Consider the following 18,954-nt stretch of genomic DNA (forward strand, 5'->3'; position numbering starts at 1 on the left):
CCGGAACTCTCCCATGACCCAACCTTTTGTCGTACCGGTAAATCCGGACTCTGCCTGCCAACCGCCATCCGCGAAGGATTTCCTGGTTGACCGGACCTTCCGTGCCATTGCACGCCTGGGTGTGGTCCTGATTCTGGTGCTGGTCGTTGCCCTCGTGTTCGAAGTCGGCCGCAAGGCCTTTCCGGGCATGGAGAAACATGGCCTGGACGTTCTCCTGGGTTCGGTCTGGGACGTCAACCAGGGCAAGTACGGCATTCTGCCGGCCATCTGGGGCACGCTCTACAGCGCACTGATCGCGCTGCTGATCGCCGGCCTGTTCGGCGTCAGCATGGCGATCTTCCTGACCCAGGATTTCCTCCCCGCCAGGCTTGCGGCGGTGTTCCGTACCATCGTCGAACTGCTCGCCGCGATCCCCAGCGTCGTTTACGGCCTGTGGGGGATCTACGTGGTGATCCCGGCCATTCGCCCGCTGACTGCGTGGCTGAACAGCGAGCTCGGCTGGATACCCTTTTTCGGCACATCGTTGAGCGGGCCTGGGTTGCTGCCCGCCTCTCTGGTGCTCGCCATCATGATTCTGCCCACCATTGCGGCGGTCTCGCAGGACGCTCTCGCCAGCGTGCCGATGAAGACCAAGCAGGCCGCCTACGGCATGGGCACCACCCATTGGGAAGCGATCCTCAAGGTGATGGTGCCCTCCGCTGCCACCGGCATCTTCGGCTCCCTGGTGCTGGGCCTGGGCCGCGCCCTGGGTGAAACCATGGCCCTGGCCATGCTGGTCGGCAACGCGAACACCATTTCCCTGTCGCTGTTCGCACCGGCCAACACGCTGGCCGCCTTGCTGGCGCTGAACTTCCCCGAAGCCGGGCCGAACGAGGTTGAAGTGCTGATGTATGCCGCACTGGTGCTGATGTTCATCACGCTGATCGTGAACGTACTCGGCTCCATGATCATGCTTTACGCCCAGCGGGGGACCAAGTAATGACCAGCCTCACTCCCACCGTTTCTGCCCTGCCGAGCCTGCAGCGCAAGCTTGAGGGCCGCGCCCTGCGCAGCCTGGTGCTGACCACGCTGGTCTGGCTGGGCGCCCTGCTGGCCAGCGTGCCGCTGATCTCCGTGCTCTACATGCTGATCACCCGCGGGGGTGCGCGCCTGAGCCTGGAGGTCTTCACCGAACTGCCGCCGACCGGATTCGAGACGGGCGGCGGCTTCGGCAACGCGCTGGCCGGTACCTTCGTCATGGTCGGTATCGCCGCCGCCATTGCCGTTCCGGTTGGCATCATGGCCGCCGTCTTCCTGGCTGAACTGGGGCCGGACAGCAAGCTGGCGAGCGCCGCGCGCTTTGCCGCCAAGACGCTCACCGGCCTGCCCTCCATCCTGGCCGGCGTCTTCGCCTACGCCCTGGTGGTGATGACCACTGGTACCTACTCGGCACCGGCGGGTGGCGTGGCACTGGCCGTGCTGATGCTGCCGATCGTCGTGCTCACGGCCGAAGAGTCGATGAAGATGGTGCCCAAGATCATGAAGGATGCCGCCTACGGCATGGGCTGCACCCGCGCCCAGGTCATCTGGAAGATCGTACTGCCCACCGGCCTGCCGGCGATCCTCACCGGCGTCATGCTGGCCGTGGCGCGCGCCGCTGGCGAGACCGCGCCGTTGCTGTTCACCGCGCTGTTCAGCAACTACTGGATCTACCACGACGGCAGCCTGGCCGTGATGAACCCCACGGCCTCGCTTTCCGTGCTGATCTACAACTTCTCCGGCATGCCCTTCGACAACCAGCTCGAGCTCGCGTGGGCCGCATCGCTGGTGCTGGTGATGATCGTGCTGATCGTGAACGTCATCAGCCGCATTTTTGGCAAGCCCAAGTTTTGAGATACGGAGCATCCGAATCGTGAACACAGCTACTGCACAGAAAGTTGCCCCGGTTGGCGCCGAGACCCAGGTGGTCATGGACTGCAAACTGGACAAGATTTTCTACGGCAACTTCATGGCGGTACGTGACAGCCACGTGCCGATCGAAAAGAACAAGATCACCGGTTTCATCGGCCCTTCCGGCTGCGGCAAGAGCACCGTGCTGCGCAGCCTGAACCGGATGAACGACCTGGTGCGCGGCTTCCGCTTCGAGGGCCATGTGCATTTCCTCGGGCAGGACGTCTACGGCAAGGGCGTGGACCCTGTCGTGGTGCGCCGCTACATCGGCATGGTGTTCCAGCAGCCGAACCCGTTTTCGATGAGCATCTTCGACAACGTCGCGTTTGGCCTGCGCCTCAATCGCTACAAGGGCGACATCGGCGACCGGGTCAAGCATGCCCTGCAGGGCGCCGCGCTGTGGGATGAAGTGAAGGACAAGCTGAAGGTGAGCGGCCTGTCGCTCTCCGGTGGCCAGCAGCAACGCCTGTGCATCGCTCGCGCCATCGCCACCGAGCCGGAAGTCCTGTTGCTGGACGAGCCGTGCTCGGCACTCGACCCGATCGCTACCCGCCGTGTCGAGGAGCTGATGGTCGAGCTGAAGAAGGACTACACCATCGCGCTGGTCACCCACAACATGCAGCAGGCCATCCGTGTCGCTGACACGACGGCGTTCTTCTCGGTGGACATTTCCCAGGGCACCCGCACGGGCTACCTGGTCGAAATGGGCGCGACGAAGCAGATCTTCGAAAGCCCGCGGGAAAAAATGACCGAGGACTACATCAGCGGCAAGTTCAGCTGAGTCGAACCTGCATCGTATGAAGCCACACACCTCTTTGTCAGGGTTGCCCATGCCTGCCACGCGCCGTCTTGATCTGCGAGCGATTGAACGTGCGCTGCGTGAGGTGCAAGGCCGTTTCGGCGAGCTCAGCCAGTGCTTTACCGAGCCGCGTGATCCGTTCACCGATGAAGTGCTGCACAACGTGCTGGAAGGTTACGCCCTGATCGACGACTACGTCGCACGGGGCGTCGACCTGTTCGATCTGCAGCAGGTCAACCTGATGCTGGAGATCAACGCCACCGTGCTTTGCGGCCGGGACCCTGCCCGTCGGCTGGAATTCGCGCCGCACTTGGCGGCCACCGAGGCGCACTTCTTCAACAACGTCGAAGGCGGCATCAAGGACCTGTACAACTGGTACTGCGCGTATCACAGCGAATCGGTGTGGAAGCGCGCTGCCGGTGTCTACGTGCGGATTCTGAGCAAACCGCAGTTGTTCATCGAAGGCAACCATCGCAGCGGCTCGCTGATCGTCAGCTATCTGCTGATACGCGCCGGGCTGCCGCCGTTCGTGCTGACCCTGGACAACGCCAAGGGTTACTACAACCCGTCATCGGTCATCCGCAACTCCGCCAAGCATGGCGTAAAGGCGCTATTCGAATTGCCCAAGATCAAGAAAAAGTACGCCGCCTTCCTCGAAGATCATTCACCGGATCCGGACCGTTTTTTCCTTGGCGAGAAGCACGCCTCCGCCTGTCAGGGAGGTGCCTGATGAGTACGCAACCCATGCTCGCCACCTGCCTGGCCATCAAGGATCAGCTGTGGGACGCCATGAAGGGTTCCCTTGCGCCTTATCGCTTCGGACGCCCGCGCATTCGGATTTCGTTCGATATCGATGACACCCTGGCCTGCCTCCCCCACCACAGTGACGTCGAACCCAGCAGGCTGCCGGTGTTCATTCATCGCTGGCTTGGCGAACCGCTGCGTATCGGCACCCGCTCCCTGACCCGGGAACTGCGCCGCCAGGGCTGCAGCATCTGGGTCTACACGTCCTCCGGCCGCACACCCTCCTATATCAGGCGCTGGCTGCTGCTGTACGGCATCCACGTCGATGGCGTGGTCAACAGCGTTCGGCACAACCAGGCGCTGACCGAGCGCGGGCTGGCGAACGCCCCCTCGAAACTTCCGCCGGCATTCGATATCGACCTGCATGTCGATGATTCCGAAGGCGTGAAGAGCGAAGGCCATGACCACGGCTTCCGCGTCGTTGTCGTGCGTCCGGACGATGATCGCTGGGCGCAGCGAGTCCTGGATTCAGTGGCTGAACTCCAGGAAACGCTGGATCGACAGCAGCAGCCATTGGCTACAGCAGCCTGAGCCGTCAACCACGCGGCTCGTTGCTGACTGGCAGACGTCTCCACCCTGCCCGTCGCCCGGAACCTGCAGCTTCGCGGATGTCGCTCCTTTGCCGACTCCCTCAAGGTTGCGCCCCGGCTTAATGCACCGTGCGGGCGCCCCCCCACTTCATCGATGCCCCCGCTTCAGGCCAATCCAGTCGCCTCCGCACATCAGGCTGCTGACGACCCCCTGTCGAATTGCTCCGCCCCGGCACCGCTGGACTTTGACAGCGTGATCCCCCAGGTTCCATGCTGAGCGAACGCGTAACACCCCATGAGTCGCTGGCTCCTCAGCGCCGTGGGCGGTCACTCGACGTAGAAGCCTGTTCACCTGACTCCCGGCGCCAGCGCCCATGCCTGACCTCTCGCACCTCCACCGCCACTTCACCGAGTGGGTGATCAACCCCATCACCCATCAGGTCGCCGGCCTCTTCGACCTCAGCGGCCGCGTCGGCGTGGTGTTCCTGCTGTGCTCCTATGCCATCGCCTACGCGCTGTTCCGCTTCCGCCGGCAGCGCGGGCTGACGCAGGCGGCGTCGTTCTGGCAGTTCATTGGTGGCAGCCGGGTGAACCTGCATCGCTCGGCGCTGCTGGATTACCGCTACTACCTGGTGCGCGGCATCCTCAATGTGGCGTTGCTGGTGCCCATCGTCGGGCTGGTCGATCCCTACATCCTGCGCTCGGGCGACTACATCGCCTTCTTCACCAATCTCTGGGGCGCGCGGCCGCAGGTGGGGACGAACCTCGGCCTGTCGCTGCTCTACGGGCTGGGGGTGTTCCTGGTCAGCGACTTCAAGAACTACTGGGTACACCGCGCCTTCCATTCGCGCTGGCTGTGGGCGTTCCACAAGGTGCATCACTCGGCGGCGGTGCTGACGCCGATCACCGCGAGCCGCGTGCACTTCGTGGAGAAACTGGCGGCGCAGCTGGCCGGCGCCTTCGCCCTGGGCGCCTATGCCGGCGCCTTCTGGTACCTCTGCGGCGGAGAGATCAGCGCCTACACGCTGTTCGGCGTGACCTACATGATCCTGCTGTTCAACGTGCCGGCGACGAACCTGCGCCACAGCCACGTGTGGCTGTCGTTCGGCCCGGTGGTCGAGCATGTGCTGAACAGCCCCGCCCAGCACCAGATCCACCACAGCGACGCGCCCCGCCACTTCAACAAGAACTTCGGCATCAACCTGTCGCTGTGGGACTGGATGTTCGGCACGCTCTACGTCACCCAGCGCGCGCCGGAGCCGATCCAGTTCGGCGCCGGGGAGCAGGATGACGAGAAGTATTCTTCGCTGTGGAGCCTGATCGTTACACCGTTTGTGGAGACGGTGCGGAAGGTGCGGAGTCACGCCGCAGTTCCAGCGAGTTCCCAAACACGGGCTAAATGAAAACCCCGCCGAAGCGGGGTCAGGGTCAGACTCGGCGGGTCGCGGCCACATAAACCTCGTCGTCACGGCGGGCACCGATGCAAAGGACAAGCACGATCTCGGTGCCATTGATCCGGTAGACGATACGCACATCACCAGTCCGAATCCTGCGCAGGCCCGCCAGGGCCCCGCGCAACGGTTTGCCGATCTTGTCCGGCTCACCTTCGGCAACGCGCTGGCGGATGACTTTCAGCACCCGAAGTGCTTCGGCACTTCCCAGTAGCCTGAGATCGTTCTCGACCTCAGGGTGAAACCGAACGCTCCATTTCATGGCTTGACGCCTAGCTGAAGCGAGCCTCCATGTCCTCGAGGCTCACGGTGGTTTTTTCATCCAGGGTGGACAGCCGCTCGATGGCCAGCCTCTCGGCACGCAGGTCTTCAAGCTCGTCCTGCAGCGCCTGGTAGGCCTCTACGCCCACCAGCACCGCGGCCGGCTCGTTGTCCTTGAAGATGACCAGGTGGGTGACTTCCCCACTGCTGACCTCCTTCAGTCGCGCCCCGAAATTACGAACCATGGCGGTAGCGGACACTGCCTGTTCAGCCCGGTTTAGGAGTGCACTCATTTCGCAGCTACCTCAAATGTTCGCCGTGGATTTAGCACATCCGGAGCGTTCAACGGCCACACTGAAAATGAAGGCCCTGATGATGGTCAGATGTGTGCAGTGGTGGTCAGATGCAGATTGGCTACCTAACCAGTATTACGCACCATAATACGCAAAACAATACACACCATTAAGCACAATAATCGCCTCAATTCTCATTCCCACACCCCTGCCCCCAAACCGGATACCGCAACGTATGCCGCTGCCCGGTGCTGTCCTCGTAGGTCATCTCCACCTCGCGAATTCCGCAGAAATCCAGGTCCGGCTGTTGCACCACGCGCTTGATGTCGAGCTTCTGGCCGTAGTGGTAGTCCTGCACCGGAGGAACCTCCTGCGCGGCGAGGGCCGCGCAGGAGGTGAAGAGGCAGGCAGCAGCGAGCAAGCGCTTCATGGCCGTTCTCCGTTGGAGCTACGCGGCATGGGCGCGCCGGTCATGCTCGGGAGGACTTCGTCGCGGCGGATGAGCCCGTGGAACAGCGCGGCGGCGAGGTGCAGGAGGATGGCTGCCAGTAGCGCGTAGGCGATGAAGGTGTGGGCGCTACGCAGGATTGCGTGGAGCTGTACCGAGGGTGAGACCAGCGCGGGCAGTTCGAAGCCGCCCCAGAGCACGACGGGGTAGCCGCCGGCGGATTGCATGGTCCAGCCCACGAGCGGTTGCGCCAGCAGCAGGCCGTAGAGCGCCAGGTGCGAGAGGTGCGCGGCGCTGCGTTGCCAGCCGGGCATGTCGCTGGGCAGTGCGGGGATGCGCTGGGTCAGGCGCACAACGATGCGCAGCAGTACGAGTACCAGCAGCGCCGCGCCCAGGGGTTTGTGGATGGCAACCAGCGCGGCATGGCGCGGGGAGACGCTGGCGACCATGCCCAGGCCGATCAGCAGCATGGCAAGCACCAGCACGGCCATCAGCCAGTGCAGCACACGCAGGGAGAGCGGGAAGTAAGTCGGTTTCATCAGTGGGTCTCCTGGGCCTGCTCGCGGGTACGACGGTTGAAAGATTCCGAGTAGGCGGCCGAGCGAGCGCTGAGCAGAGGGTCGTCGGAGGCACGGATGCCGTCGGGGAGGATCAGCGGGTCGTAGTTGACGTCGCGGCAGTCGCCGCCGATTTCCGGTTGCAGGCGTTCGATCACCAGTTCGCCGGCATCCACGGTGCGGCGGCTATCGGGCCAGGCCTGGGTGGGGTCGACGGTGCTGTCGCCGGGTTCGCCGAGGGTGAACTGCAGGCGCCAGCGCAGCGGGCCGGCGGCGATGCGCTGGGCCAGTTCGGCGGCGAGGAAGTCGGCGTCGCCGCGCTTGTTGGCGGACAGCGGCTCGACCGGCGCTTCGGGCTGCACGGACCAGCGCACCGGCTGCTCCTTGCCTTCCTTGTTCACCAGATAGAACGCGTTGAGGCTGTAGTAAGCGCTGTTGGCGTAGCTGGAGGACGGCGTGGAGGACTTGGCCCACTTGAGGAAGGCCTGGGTCTCGGGGTGCGACTTGAAGAAGGCGCCGGCCTTTTCCGGGTCGGGTTTGCCGGTGCCCGGCTGTGGCGCGGTGGCCTGTTGCAGGGCGTAGAAGCTGGCAACGTCACGCACGACGAAGACCGGCATGGCGTTCATACCGGTGCGCCATTCCTGGCCGTCGGCCGGCTGGAAGCGCAGGGCCAGGCTGCGGATCGGCGCGGCGCCGTCGCTGGCCTTGGGATTGCCGCCGGGGATGGCGAGGCGCCCTACCACCGGTACGCGGCCGACGGAGAACAGGCTGGCGCGGGACAGGCCGGCAGCGCCGCCATTGCTGTCGAAGTGGCCGATCACGCACAGGCCCTTGGCGTGGTTGCGCCGGTAGCCGGGGTAGACGCCGCTGTTGTGTTCCAGGGTGTTGATCACGCCGGCCGGGGTGAGCCGCTGCGGGTCGAGCCAGCCAGCGACGTAGGCGAATATGGCGGCCACGCCGAGCACCACGGCGCCGATGGCGGCCAGGCGCAGGGGCACGTTGGGTGCGGTGGGCGGTGTTTCTGTCATTTCCAGCTCCTCAGGCTTAGGCTGAATGCGTTGAGCCGGTACGACGCACCGTGCGACGGGTTATTCCCGCCGATGGCGAATAAATTATTTTTTCCCGCGAAGGGAATAGATCGCCGCAGTATTCGTCTTTCTCGCTCGAACCCACCCACTCCTGGCGCCCCGATGCACTCACTGGACGACCATTCACTGCGCGAACTGCTGCCCCGGCTGCGGCGCTTCGCGCTATCGCTGACCCGCAGCGCGAGCAGCGCCGACGACCTGGTCCAGGCGACCCTGGAGAAGGCGCTGTCGGCCTGGACCGGCCGCCGCGACGACGGCGACCTGCGCGCCTGGCTGTTCTCGATCCTCTACCGGCACTTCATCGACGGGCAGCGCCGGGCGAAACGCTATGCGCGCCTGCTCAGTCTGTTCGGTGCGGACAGCGCGGTGAGCGCATCGCCCGAGGACATCGTCAGCGCCCGCTCGACACTGGAGGCCTTCGAGCGCCTGCCCGCCGAGCAGCGTGCGTTGCTGACGCTGGTCAGCGTCGAGGGCCTGAGCTACCGCGAGGTGGCCGAGACTCTGGATATTCCCATGGGCACCGTCATGTCCCGCCTGTCGCGCGCCCGCACGGCGCTGCGCGCGCTGAGCGAAGGACAGGCGGCGACTCCTTCTTTGCGGGTACTGAAATGAACGAACGCATTCCCGACGGCACTCCCCAGGAACAGGATCTGCACGCCTACATCGACGATCAGCTGGAGCCGGCGCGCCGCCAATGGGTGGAAGCCTGGCTGGCCGCCCACCCGGACGACGCCCGTCGCGTGGAAGGCTGGCGGCAGGACGCCCAGCAACTGCGCGCGGCCTTTGCCGGGCAGGCCCGTGGTGCGCTGCCCGAGCAGCTCGATCCGGCGCGGATTCGCCGGCAGATCCAGCAGCGGCGGCGCTCGCGCCTCGCCACCGCGGCGGCCCTGCTGATCGCGCTGGGCGTCGGCGGCATGGGCGGCTGGCAGATGCGCGGCGACGCGATGATGCGCGGCATGGTGCCGATGCAGGACGCGGTGCAGGCTTACCGCTTGTTTGCCGATGCCAACCAGAACGGCCTGGACTTGCGTGATGGCGGCGACCTGCGCGGCTGGCTGGCTCGCTACCTGAAAGACGCCCCGCCACCGCCGGCGCTGGAGCAGGTTGGCCTGAAGACGGTTGGCGCCCGTTTGCTCGCGACCGAACAGGGCGCGGCGGCGCTGGTGATCTACGAGGATGGTCAGGGGCGGCGGTTGACCTTCTTCATCCGCCCGCCGGGCCCGCGCCACGAGATGTTGCCGCAGGGACAGCGCACGGATGGCGACCTGCTGGCGCGCTACTGGAGCCAGGGCGGCTACAACTACGCGCTGGTGAGTCGCAGCGATGACCCGCAGGCGCAGGCCGTGGGGCAGTTGGTGGGGTTCTGAGCGCGGGCATCAGGGTAAGCGCATGGTCAGCCTGCAGGAGCTGGCCATGCCTGCGACAGACCCCGCGCCGGAACAACACGGACTCAGTCCGCTGGCACGCACGTAGGATAGGTGGAGCGCAGGCTCCACCCATCCTACAAAGGCCGAAACTCGGGCCTCAGGGCACCGGCGCGCTCATGTACTCGACCATCCGCTCGCGCAGCCAGCGCTCGGCCGGGTCGTTGTCGTGGGCGGCGCTCCAGACCAGCGAGAGCTCCGCGGGCTTGATCTCCAGCGGCGGGTCATCGGCACGCAGGCAGCTGTCTTCCACCAGCGCGCAGGCGGCGTAGTCAGGGACGGTGGCGATCATCTCGGTGTTGCGCAGCAGAGCGCGCAGGCTGCCGAACTGCGGCACGGCCAGCACCACGCGACGGCGGCGGTCGATGCGCTCCAGGTCCAGGTCGATGGCGCCGTTCAGATCGCCGGAGAAGGACACCATCACATGCGGTCGCGAGCAGTATTCGTCGAGGCTCAGCGGGCCGGGACGATCGTCGCCGCGCAGCACCTTCACGCCAATATCGCGCAGTTTGCGGCGCTTGGCGTTGGCCGGCAGGTCGGTGGTGTAGCTGACGCCGGCGGTGATTTCGCCGGAAGACAGCAGCGCCGGCATCAGCAGGAAGTTGGCGCGGCGCACCACCACGGTGATGTTCGGCGCTTCCAGCTGAAGGCGTGCCAGCAGCGCGGGGAACAGGCCGAACTCGGCGTCGTCGGAAAGCCCCAGGCGGAAGATATTGCAGCTGCTCTCCGGCTCGAAGGTCTTGGCGCGGCTGACCGCGGCGGAGATCACGTCCATCGCCGGGCGCAGCTCCTCGAAGATGTGCAGCGCCCGGCTGGTGGGTTCCATGGCGCGGCCGGCGCGCACCAGCAGCGGGTCGTCGAACAGGTCGCGCAAGCGCGCCAGGGCGGCGCTGACGGTGGACTGGGTGATGAACAGCTTCTCGCCGACGCGGGTGAGGTTCCGCTCCAGCATCAGGGATTCGAAGATCACCAGCAGGTTCATGTCCAGGCGGCGCAGGTCGTTTCGGTTCATGGCTGGTCGCTCGGGGCTGTGGGAGTCGGCATCTTTGCACAAGACACGGGACGCGCCAGTCGATCATGAAACTGGGCTTTTTTCTTGGACGTGTGTGCTCATTCGCGTACCGTTTGGCTTAATCCGATTGAGCATCGGATCACCTTGATTTACCTTGAATTTTTTACATTCCGGAGCGGCATTTCGGCCGCCATTAGAACGAGAAGAGAGACGCCATGCCCGCACCTGCCCACCAGGTAGCGACCATGCTCGCCCCCCAGACCCATCGCCTCGTCCGGCAGCTCATGGAGGAGCTGGAAAGCCAGGGCGACGGCGTACAGCAAGCCAGCCAGCGCCTTTGCCAGCATCTGCTGGAACACTACAGGGTGCCCGAGCCCTGCAACGATGGTGCGGACACGGGTGAACGCCTCGCCCTCGCCCCCTGGCAGGAGCGCAAGGCCAAGGACATTCTCGCCGGCAGCCTGCTCAGCCGCCTGTACATCGCCGATGTCGCCGAGCAATGCGGCATGTCACGCAGCCATTTTTCCCGCGCCTTCAAGCAGGCCACCGGGCTTGCGCCACGGGAATGGGCGCTGCGCCTGCGCATCGACCGCGCCCGCGAGTTGCTGGCCAGCGGCGATGCGCCGATCTCCCAGGTCGGCCAGGAATGCGGCTTCGCCGACCAGTCGCACTTCTGCCGCAGCTTCCGCAAGCTGGTGGGCTGCACGCCGAACCGCTGGCGGCAGGCCAGTCGGGTGGGTGGGACGGAGGATATGGCGGCGGATTCTGCGCCGGCTTGATGCGCGGACCTTGTCCGCGGTCGCGGGCATGGCCCGCTCCTACCGGTTTCCGAGCAATTCCTACGCCGTTCAGGAAGCGTTCAGCTAGGAATCGAAGAACTTTGAGGTATGACAGTTCCGGTGCAATTCCCGCGGTCTAGTCTGGGGGCAGTCCCACTTTCCCAACAGGCAGGAGCCGGGAGTCGAAGCATGACTGCACCGCAAACCACCGACGGCAAACCGCAAGACACCGAACCCAAAGGCACCGACTGGTACCGCAAGAGCGTCGACCAGACCCTGGCCGACCTGCAGACCAGCGCGCAAGGCCTTTCCCCCGACGAAGCCGAGGCGCGGCTGCTGCGCGTTGGTCCCAATGCCTTGCCGGCCAAGGAAGTCGACCCGCTCTGGCTGCGCTTCGCCCGGCACTTCAACGACGTGCTGATCTACATCCTCCTGGCCGCCGCCGTGGCCACCGCGCTGATGGGCCACTGGACCGACACCCTCGTCATCCTGCTGGTAGCGGTGATCAACGCGGGCATCGGCTTCTTCCAGGAAAACAAGGCGGAGAAATCCCTCGCCGCCCTGCGCGGCATGCTCAGCAGCACCGCCCATGTGGTGCGCAACGGCAAGAAGATCGAGATGGACGCCGCCCAGCTGGTGCCCGGCGACATCGTCATCCTGCGCCCCGGCGACAAGATTCCCGCCGATGTGCGCCTGTTCGACGTGCACCACCTGCAGGTCGAGGAATCCATGCTCACGGGTGAATCCCTCACCGTGGGCAAACACGCCGACGCACTGGACAAGGAAGCGCTGCTGGCCGACCGCACCAACCTCGGTTTCTCCGGCACCAACGTCAGCGCCGGCAACGCGCGCGGCGTGGTGATCGAGACCGGACCGGCCACCGAGCTTGGGCGCATCAACAAGCTGATCGCCAACGTCGACGAGGGCGAAACCCCGCTGCTGCGACAGATCGCCGAACTGGGCAAGCGCATCTTCCAGCTGATCATCGGCATGATGGTGGTGTTGTTCGTCATCGGCTTCTTCTGGCACGACTACCCCTTCGGCGAGCTGCTGCTGTCGCTGATCAGCCTGGCGGTGGCCTCGGTGCCCGAGGGACTGCCGGCGATCGTCTCGATCATCCTGTCGCTGGGCGTGCAGCGCATGGCGCAGAACAAGGCGATCATCCGCAAGCTGCCCACCGTGGAAACCCTGGGCGCCATGAGCGTGATCTGCTCGGACAAGACCGGCACCCTGACCATGAACGAGATGACCGTGAAGAGCGTGCTGCTCGCCAACGGTCTCTACGCGGTGGAGGGCCAGAGCTACGAGCCCAAGGGCCGCATCACCTTCGGCAGCACCAGCGATGAGCTGGACTGGTCGCAACACGCCGCGCTGGCCGACTTCATCCGCGCGGTGGACATCTGCAACGACAGCAGCCTGCAACTCAACGAGGAAGGACGCTGGGGCGTGGTCGGCGGCCCCACCGAGGGCGCGCTGAAGGTCCTGGCGCGCAAGGCGAACCTGCCGGAGATCGAGTTCCAGAAGTTCGGCAAGATTCCCTTCGACTCCGCCTACAAGTACATGGCGCGGCGCTGCGACGTTGCCGGGCAGAGCCTGGTCTACCTCAAGGGCGCACCCGACGTGCTGTTGCGCATGTGCCAGCAACAGCTCGGCGCCAACGGCGTGGAGCCGCTGGACCGCGAGTACTGGGAGCGCGAGATGAGCTTCATAGCCGGGCAGGGCCTGCGAATGCTTGCCGCCGCGTACAAGCCGGTGCAGCCCGATGACGGCGTGATCGACCACGAGGACGTGCAGGCGGGCATGATCTTCCTCGGCGTCGCCGGCCTGCTCGACCCGCCGCGCCCAGAGGCCATCGAGGCCATCGCGCTGTGCAAGCGCGCCGGCATCCAGGTGAAGATGATCACCGGCGACCACCCGGATACCGCCGTGGCCATCGCCGGCATGCTCGGCATGGGCAACGACCTGCGCGCCATGACCGGCCAGGAGCTGGAGCAGGCCGATGACTCGCAACTGAAAGCCCTCGCCATGCAGTACTCGGTGTTCGCCCGCACCAGCCCCGAACACAAGCTGCGCCTGGTGCGCGCGCTGCAGGCCAATGAGGAAGTGGTCGGCATGACCGGCGACGGGGTCAACGACGCCCCGGCGCTGAAGCAGGCCGACGTCGGCATCGCCATGGGCATCAAGGGCACCGAGGTGACCAAGGAAGCCGCCGACATGGTGCTCACCGATGACAACTTCTCCACCATTGCCGGTGCCGTTCGCGAAGGCCGCCGGGTCTACGACAACCTGAAGAAGACCGTACTGTTCATCCTGCCGACCAACATGGCGCAGGGTCTGCTGATCGTCATGGCGATCCTCGCCGGCGCGGTGATCCCGCTGGCGCCGCTGCAGATCCTCTGGATGAACATGGCGACCTCCACCACCCTGTCCTTCGCCCTGGCCTTCGAGCCTGGCGAGCCGGGGATGATGCGCCGCCCGCCGCGCAACGCGAAGGAGTCGATCCTCAACGGCTTCGCGGTCTGGCGGGTGCTCTACGTGGGTGGCCTGCTGACCGCCGCGGCCTTCCTGCTGGAAGCCTGGATGGTCAGCAACGGCCAGGACACCGACCACATCCGCACCATGATCCTGCACACCCTGGTCACGGCGCAGTGGGCCTACCTGTTCAACTGCCGCCTGCAGGAGGAGTTCTCGCTGAACACCGCGCTGCTGCGCAACGGCGCGCTGCTCACCGTGACCCTGGCGCTGATCCTGCTGCAGTGCTTCGTGATCTACGTGCCCTTCATGCAGACCGCCTTCCACACCGTCGCCCTGCCCTTCAGCGGCTGGCTGATCTCGTTAGGGATAGGTATCGCGGTGTTCTTCGCGGTGGAACTGGAGAAGCTGGTGATCCGTCGCTGGAAGGCTTCGCGCGGATGATGCAACTGACGTAGGGGCAGACTTCGTCCGCGAAAAGGCCCCTCGCCAATCCGGCGAGGGGCCTTTTTTCTTGCCCCTTGGAAGCTCGTCGCGGGGATCTCGCGGGCATGGCCCGCTCCTGCAAGAGCACCGTGCACCCTGTAGGAGCAGGCCATGCCCGCGAACGGCGGACAAGGTCCGCCGCCGGCCCGGACTCAGAACAGCGGCAAGGTGTAGCTGACGATCAGCCGGTTCTCATCCTGGTCGCGCTGGGTCGGGGTGCCGGAGCCGCTGGCGGGCAGGCCGCTGCGCAGCATGGCGTTGCGCCAGGAGAAGCCCAGGCCCTTGAGGGTGCCTTCGGGGATCACGTAGGACAGCGTCAGGTCGCGCTCCCATTCGCCCTGGTCGCCGCTGGCGGTCCTGATGTCGTCGCCCTTGAGGTAGATTGCCGCGAAGGTCAGGCCCGGCAGGCCGGCCTGGGCGAAGTCGTAGCCGTAGCGCGCCACCCAGGTGCGTTCGCCTGCGTGCAGGAACTTGCCGATCTGCACGTCGGTGATCAGGTAGGCGCTGCCGCTGGCGCCGTCGCCGCGGTTCAGGTAGGGGAAGTCGCTGTCGCCGTTCATGACCTGGTAGCCGGCGCCAAGGCTGTGCCCGGACAGGCTGTAGGTGAACATCCCGCTGTAGGCGCGGTTGTCCACTTCGCCCTTGGTCACGCGATTGCCGTAGTAGCCGCTGGAGAGGTAGCCGTCGGCGCGTCCGGAGGTGCTGCCGTTCTTGCCGTCGGAGTCGCTGTCGAAGGCGCGCAGGTCGGTCTTCAGCACGCCGGGGCCGAGGTTCAGGCTGTGCTGCAGGCCGAGGAAGTGCTGCTGGTAGAACTCGCTGAGCTGGCCGTAGTAGTACTGCAGCGTCAGGTCCTTGCTCAGCTTGTAGTCGCCGCCGGCGTAGTAGAACTCGTTGCTGTCGCGGGCCGTGGCGCCGCTGTTGGCGCCCTGGATCGACATGCCGCGCCAGTCGCTGGAGTTGCGCCCACGGGTGTGCTCCAGCTTGCCGGCCACCAGGCTGAGGTTGTCGATATCGGCGCTGGTCACCTGCCCGCCCTCGAAGGTGCCCGGCAGCAGTCGACCGTCGTTGTAGGTCACCACTGGCAGCTTGGGCATCAGGGTGCCGTAGCGCAGTTCGGTGCTGGAAATCTTCGCCTTCAGGGTCGGGCCGAAGCTGCTGAAGTCGTTCACCGCCTCGCCGTTGCTTTTCGACGGAAACACCGTGCCGGCCTGCTGGCTGGCCGATTCGTAATGGGTGCCACCGCCGCTGTCGAGGCGGATGCCGAGCAGGCCGATGGCGTCGACGCCCAGCCCAACCGTGCCCTGGGTGTAGCCCGAGGCGTAGTTGAGGATGAAGCCCTGGCCCCACTCTTCCTGGCGGCTCGGCTCGGCCGTGCCGTTGCGGTTGTCGCTGTTGATGTAGAAGTTGCGCAGGGTCAGGCTGGCCTTGCTGTCTTCGATGAAGCCGGCAGCCTGGGCGGCGGGCACGAGAAGGCCGAGGGCGGCGCAGGCGATGGCAGCGCCCAGGGTGGAGTTTTTCATTGTTGTCTCCGGTTCGTGGATTTCAGGGTGAGCGCCACCCGTCCCAGTGGTGCGGGCAGGCGCGGGATTTCAGGCAAAGGGAGTCCGGCGGCGCCGGGAGGCGCCGTCGATTAGGGGTGGATCAGCCCAGCGGTTGCATCAGGTCACGGGGGCCGGGTTGAACAGCACCAGGTCGTTGTGCAGGTGATGCCGCTCGGCCCAGGTGTGGACCTTGCCGCTGGCCACGTCGAGGTAGAGCTGGAAGATTTCCCAGCCCAGCTCGTCCAGGGTCATGCGCCCGGACGTGACGCGGCCGGCGTCGACGTCGATCAGGTCCGGCCAGCGCTCGGCCAGTTCGGTGCGGGTGGCCACCTTGATCACCGGCGCCATGGCCAGCCCGTAGGGCGTGCCGCGGCCGGTGGTGAAGATGTGCAGGTTCATCCCGGCGGCCAGTTGCAGGGTGCCGCAGATGAAGTCGCTGGCCGGGGTGGCGCAGTACTGCAGGCCCCTGCCCTTCACCCGCGCACCTGGTGGGATCACGCCGGCGATGGCGCTGCTGCCGGACTTGGCGATGGAACCCATGGCCTTCTCGACGATGTTGTTCAGCCCGCCCTTCTTGTTGCCCGGCGTGGTGTTGGCGCTGCGGTCGGCCATGCCGCGGGCGAGGTAGCGGTCGTACCAGTCCATCTCGGCGACCAGTTGCTCGGCCACCTCGCGGTTGACAGCGCGGGCGGTGAGCAGGTGGATGCCATCGCGCACCTCGGTGTTCTCGGAGAACATCACCGTGGCGCCGGCCCGCACCAGCAGGTCGGCAGCGACGCCCAGCGCGGGGTTGGCGGTGACGCCGGAGAAGGCGTCACTGCCGCCGCACTGCATGCCCACCACCAGTTCCGAGGCCGGCACCGTCTCGCGGCGGCGTTGGTCGAGGACCACCAGACGCTCCTCGATCAGCTCCAGTATCTGCGTGACCATGCCCTGGAAGCCGTTGCCGGATTCCTGCAGGCGGTACAGCCACTGTGCCTCGTCCTGCCCGGCGGTGAGTGCGTCGCCGTCCATCAGCTGCACCGGCTGCAATTTCTCGCAGCCCAGACCGATGACCAGCGCCTGGCCACCGAGGTTGGGGTTGCGCGCCAGGTTGTACAGCGTACGGATCGGGATGATGGCGTCCGGCGCATTGATCGCCACGCCACAGCCATAACTGTGGGTCAGCGCCACCACGTCATCGACGTGCGGGTACTTGGGCAGCAGTTCGCGACGGGCGCGCTCCACGCAGTGATCCAGCACGCCAGTCACGCACTGCACCGTGGTGCTGACGCCCAGCAGGTTGCGCGTGCCGACGCTGCCGTCGGCATTGCGGTAACCCTCGAAGCTGTAGCCGGTGAGCGGCTCGGCAGTGGGCGGCACCTCGGTGGCCAGTGGCAGCGCATCCAGCTCCGGCGGTTCCGGCAGGCTGAGCAACTGCTCGGTCACCCAGCGCCCCTTGGCGATGGGCGCCAGGGCGTAGCCGATCACCGTGCCATAGCGCAGCACCGGTGCGCCTTCGGCGATGTCCACAAGCGCCACCTTGTGGCTCTGCGGGATCGACTCGGCGGCCACCAGCTCATCCGGGAAGCGACCGCCAGCGGCGACGCCCTGGTCGTTGACGACGATGGCGACGTTATCGTCCGCGTGCAATTTCACGTAACGCGGCGAGTCCTGGTGCGGGATCAACTGCATGACACTCATCTCCGAAATACCCCCGGAACTGCTCAGGAATTGGCCGGGGCCAGACGTTTTTCAGGTACCTGGCGACCCTTTGGGTCTTCTTCGCGCAGCTCCACACGCTCGATGCGGCCGACGATGAACAGGTAGCTCAGCACGGCCACCAGCGCGTTGGCGCCGACGAACACCAGGGCCCACTTGAACGAGCCGGTGGCGCTGATCAGGTAGCCGATGACGATCGGCGTGGTGATCGAGGCGAGGTTGCCGAAGGTGTTGAACAGGCCGCCGGAAAGACCGGCGATCTGCTTGGGCGAGGTGTCCGCCACCACCGCCCAGCCCAGCGCGCCCAGGCCCTTGCCGAAGAACGCCAGGGTCATGAAGCCGACCACCATCCACTCGGCGTCAACGTAGTTGCAGAACACCATGGTGGTGGACAGCAGCAGGCCGCAGACGATCGGCAGCTTGCGGGCGAAGGTCAGCGAATGGCCGCGACGCAGCAGGTAGTCGGAGATGATCCCGCCCAGCACGCCGCCGAGGAAGCCCATCAGCGCGGGCAGCGAGGCGATGAAGCCGGCCTTGAGGATCGACATGCCGCGCTCCTGCACCAGGTACACCGGGAACCAGGTGAGGAAGAAGTAGGTGATGGCGTTGATGCAGTACTGGCCCAGGTACACGCCCAGCAGCATGCGGCTGCGCAGCAGTTGGCTGACGTAGTGCCATTTCGGGCCGTCGCTGGCGCGTTTCTGGTCCATGTCGACCATGCCGCCGCCGGCTTCGATGGCGGCGATTTCAGCGGCGTTGGTGCGCGGGTGTTCCTTGGGGTTGTAGATGGTCTTCATCCAGATACCGGCGAAGACCATGCCCAGCACGCCCATCACCACGAACACGTGCTCCCAGCCGAAGTGGAAGACGATCCAGCCCATGATCGGTGCGAACAGCGCGGTGGCGAAGTACTGCGCGGAATTGAAGATGGCCGAGGCCGTGCCGCGCTCGGCGGTGGGGAACCAGGCGGCGACGATGCGCGCATTGCCCGGGAAGGACGGCGCCTCGGCGAAGCCCACCATGAAGCGCAGCAGGAACAGTGCGATCACCGCGCTGGCCACGGGGAGGTAGCCGACGAAGCCCTGCAGGAAGGTGAACAGCGACCAGATGAAGATGCCCGCGGCGTAGACCTTCTTCGAGCCGAAGCGGTCGAGCAGCCAGCCGCCGGGAATCTGCCCGGCCACGTAGGCCCAGCCGAAGGCGGAGAAGATGTAGCCCAGGGTGACCGCGTCGATGCCCAGGTCCTTCTGCAGGCTGGAGCCGGCGATGGAGATGGTGGCGCGGTCGGCGTAGTTGATGGTGGTTACCAGGAACAGCATCAGCAGGATCAGGTAACGCACATGCGTCGGTTTGGCGGTTGCTTGGCTCATCGATTGCGT

Annotated in this window: 19 protein-coding genes; 10 read left to right on the forward strand and 9 right to left on the reverse strand. The window is 65.6% G+C overall.

Annotated elements, in window-relative coordinates:
• The first annotated feature begins 13 nt into the window (after positions 1 to 13).
• The 6 genes from pstC to IB255_RS19395 all read left to right on the forward strand — a co-directional run bounded on the left by pstC (position 14) and on the right by IB255_RS19395 (position 5,465).
• A complete protein-coding gene (pstC, locus tag IB255_RS19370) occupies positions 14 to 979 on the forward strand; it encodes a phosphate ABC transporter permease subunit PstC (RefSeq protein WP_081519724.1) in 966 nt (321 codons plus the stop codon).
• Positions 979 to 1,872, forward strand: coding sequence for a phosphate ABC transporter permease PstA (pstA, locus tag IB255_RS19375; protein ID WP_081519723.1), 894 nt, complete (start codon positions 979 to 981; stop codon positions 1,870 to 1,872). Before pstC ends, pstA begins: the two co-directional genes overlap by 1 nt.
• 76 nt (positions 1,873 to 1,948) lie before the next feature.
• Complete coding sequence (gene pstB / locus IB255_RS19380) at positions 1,949 to 2,710, forward strand: phosphate ABC transporter ATP-binding protein PstB (RefSeq protein WP_054911197.1); 762 nt, start codon at positions 1,949 to 1,951, stop codon at positions 2,708 to 2,710.
• A gap of 49 nt (positions 2,711 to 2,759) precedes the next feature.
• A complete protein-coding gene (locus tag IB255_RS19385; RefSeq protein WP_081519721.1) occupies positions 2,760 to 3,458 on the forward strand; it encodes a hypothetical protein in 699 nt (232 codons plus the stop codon).
• A 59-nt stretch (positions 3,459 to 3,517) separates the two neighbouring features.
• Positions 3,518 to 4,063, forward strand: a complete 546-nt coding sequence (locus IB255_RS19390; RefSeq protein WP_192210804.1) for a hypothetical protein — start codon at positions 3,518 to 3,520, stop codon at positions 4,061 to 4,063.
• Positions 4,064 to 4,436: 373 nt separating this feature from the next.
• Positions 4,437 to 5,465: a sterol desaturase family protein gene (locus IB255_RS19395; RefSeq protein WP_192210715.1), complete on the forward strand. Its 1,029-nt coding sequence runs from the start codon at positions 4,437 to 4,439 to the stop codon at positions 5,463 to 5,465.
• 25 nt (positions 5,466 to 5,490) lie between these two features.
• On the opposite strand, the gene IB255_RS19400 is transcribed toward IB255_RS19395, so the two are convergent.
• The 5 genes from IB255_RS19400 to IB255_RS19420 form a co-directional block, all read right to left on the reverse strand.
• Positions 5,491 to 5,775 carry a type II toxin-antitoxin system RelE family toxin gene (locus IB255_RS19400; RefSeq protein ID WP_081519719.1) on the reverse strand — a complete coding sequence of 95 codons (285 nt, stop codon included), beginning with the start codon at positions 5,773 to 5,775 and terminating at the stop codon, positions 5,491 to 5,493.
• Between the two features lie 10 nt (positions 5,776 to 5,785).
• The gene (locus tag IB255_RS19405; protein WP_081519718.1) at positions 5,786 to 6,067 is read right to left on the reverse strand and encodes a type II toxin-antitoxin system prevent-host-death family antitoxin; all 282 of its coding nucleotides are present in this window, start codon (positions 6,065 to 6,067) and stop codon (positions 5,786 to 5,788) included.
• Positions 6,068 to 6,254: 187 nt separating this feature from the next.
• Positions 6,255 to 6,497, reverse strand: a complete 243-nt coding sequence (locus IB255_RS19410) for a DUF2790 domain-containing protein (RefSeq protein WP_081519717.1) — start codon at positions 6,495 to 6,497, stop codon at positions 6,255 to 6,257.
• Complete coding sequence (locus IB255_RS19415) at positions 6,494 to 7,054, reverse strand: cytochrome b (protein ID WP_218189950.1); 561 nt, start codon at positions 7,052 to 7,054, stop codon at positions 6,494 to 6,496. Before IB255_RS19415 ends, IB255_RS19410 begins: the two co-directional genes overlap by 4 nt.
• On the reverse strand, positions 7,054 to 8,100 hold the full coding sequence (locus IB255_RS19420; RefSeq protein WP_081519715.1) for a catalase family peroxidase: 1,047 nt from the start codon (positions 8,098 to 8,100) through the stop codon (positions 7,054 to 7,056). The genes IB255_RS19415 and IB255_RS19420 overlap by 1 nt, the downstream gene beginning before the upstream one ends.
• A 162-nt stretch (positions 8,101 to 8,262) precedes the next feature.
• On the opposite strand from IB255_RS19420, the gene IB255_RS19425 reads away from it, so the two are divergent.
• Together IB255_RS19425 and IB255_RS19430 are read left to right on the forward strand one after the other, a co-directional pair.
• Positions 8,263 to 8,772 carry a sigma-70 family RNA polymerase sigma factor gene (locus tag IB255_RS19425; protein ID WP_081519714.1) on the forward strand — a complete coding sequence of 170 codons (510 nt, stop codon included), beginning with the start codon at positions 8,263 to 8,265 and terminating at the stop codon, positions 8,770 to 8,772.
• Positions 8,769 to 9,527: an anti-sigma factor family protein gene (locus IB255_RS19430; RefSeq protein ID WP_081519713.1), complete on the forward strand. Its 759-nt coding sequence runs from the start codon at positions 8,769 to 8,771 to the stop codon at positions 9,525 to 9,527. Before IB255_RS19425 ends, IB255_RS19430 begins: the two co-directional genes overlap by 4 nt.
• Before the next feature lie 157 nt (positions 9,528 to 9,684).
• Here IB255_RS19430 and IB255_RS19435 read toward each other — a convergent pair whose 3' ends face one another.
• The gene (locus IB255_RS19435) at positions 9,685 to 10,596 is read right to left on the reverse strand and encodes a LysR substrate-binding domain-containing protein (protein WP_081519712.1); all 912 of its coding nucleotides are present in this window, start codon (positions 10,594 to 10,596) and stop codon (positions 9,685 to 9,687) included.
• Between the two features lie 215 nt (positions 10,597 to 10,811).
• Between IB255_RS19435 and IB255_RS19440 the strand changes: the two genes are divergently transcribed.
• Positions 10,812 to 11,375, forward strand: a complete 564-nt coding sequence (locus IB255_RS19440) for an AraC family transcriptional regulator (RefSeq protein ID WP_081519711.1) — start codon at positions 10,812 to 10,814, stop codon at positions 11,373 to 11,375.
• Positions 11,376 to 11,564: 189 nt separating this feature from the next.
• Positions 11,565 to 14,291, forward strand: coding sequence for a cation-transporting P-type ATPase (locus IB255_RS19445; protein WP_081519710.1), 2,727 nt, complete (start codon positions 11,565 to 11,567; stop codon positions 14,289 to 14,291).
• 194 nt (positions 14,292 to 14,485) lie between these two features.
• Here IB255_RS19445 and IB255_RS19450 read toward each other — a convergent pair whose 3' ends face one another.
• The 3 genes from IB255_RS19450 to IB255_RS19460 form a co-directional block, all read right to left on the reverse strand.
• Positions 14,486 to 15,853, reverse strand: coding sequence for an OprD family porin (locus IB255_RS19450; RefSeq protein WP_081519709.1), 1,368 nt, complete (start codon positions 15,851 to 15,853; stop codon positions 14,486 to 14,488).
• Between the two features lie 138 nt (positions 15,854 to 15,991).
• A complete protein-coding gene (gene garD, locus IB255_RS19455) occupies positions 15,992 to 17,548 on the reverse strand; it encodes a galactarate dehydratase (RefSeq protein WP_081519708.1) in 1,557 nt (518 codons plus the stop codon).
• Positions 17,549 to 17,580: 32 nt separating this feature from the next.
• Positions 17,581 to 18,945, reverse strand: a complete 1,365-nt coding sequence (locus IB255_RS19460) for an MFS transporter (RefSeq protein WP_081519707.1) — start codon at positions 18,943 to 18,945, stop codon at positions 17,581 to 17,583.
• Between the last annotated feature and the right edge of the window lie 9 nt (positions 18,946 to 18,954).

Origin of the sequence: Pseudomonas sp. PDM22 (assembly GCF_014851965.1) — a bacterium.
Lineage (GTDB): Bacteria > Pseudomonadota > Gammaproteobacteria > Pseudomonadales > Pseudomonadaceae > Pseudomonas.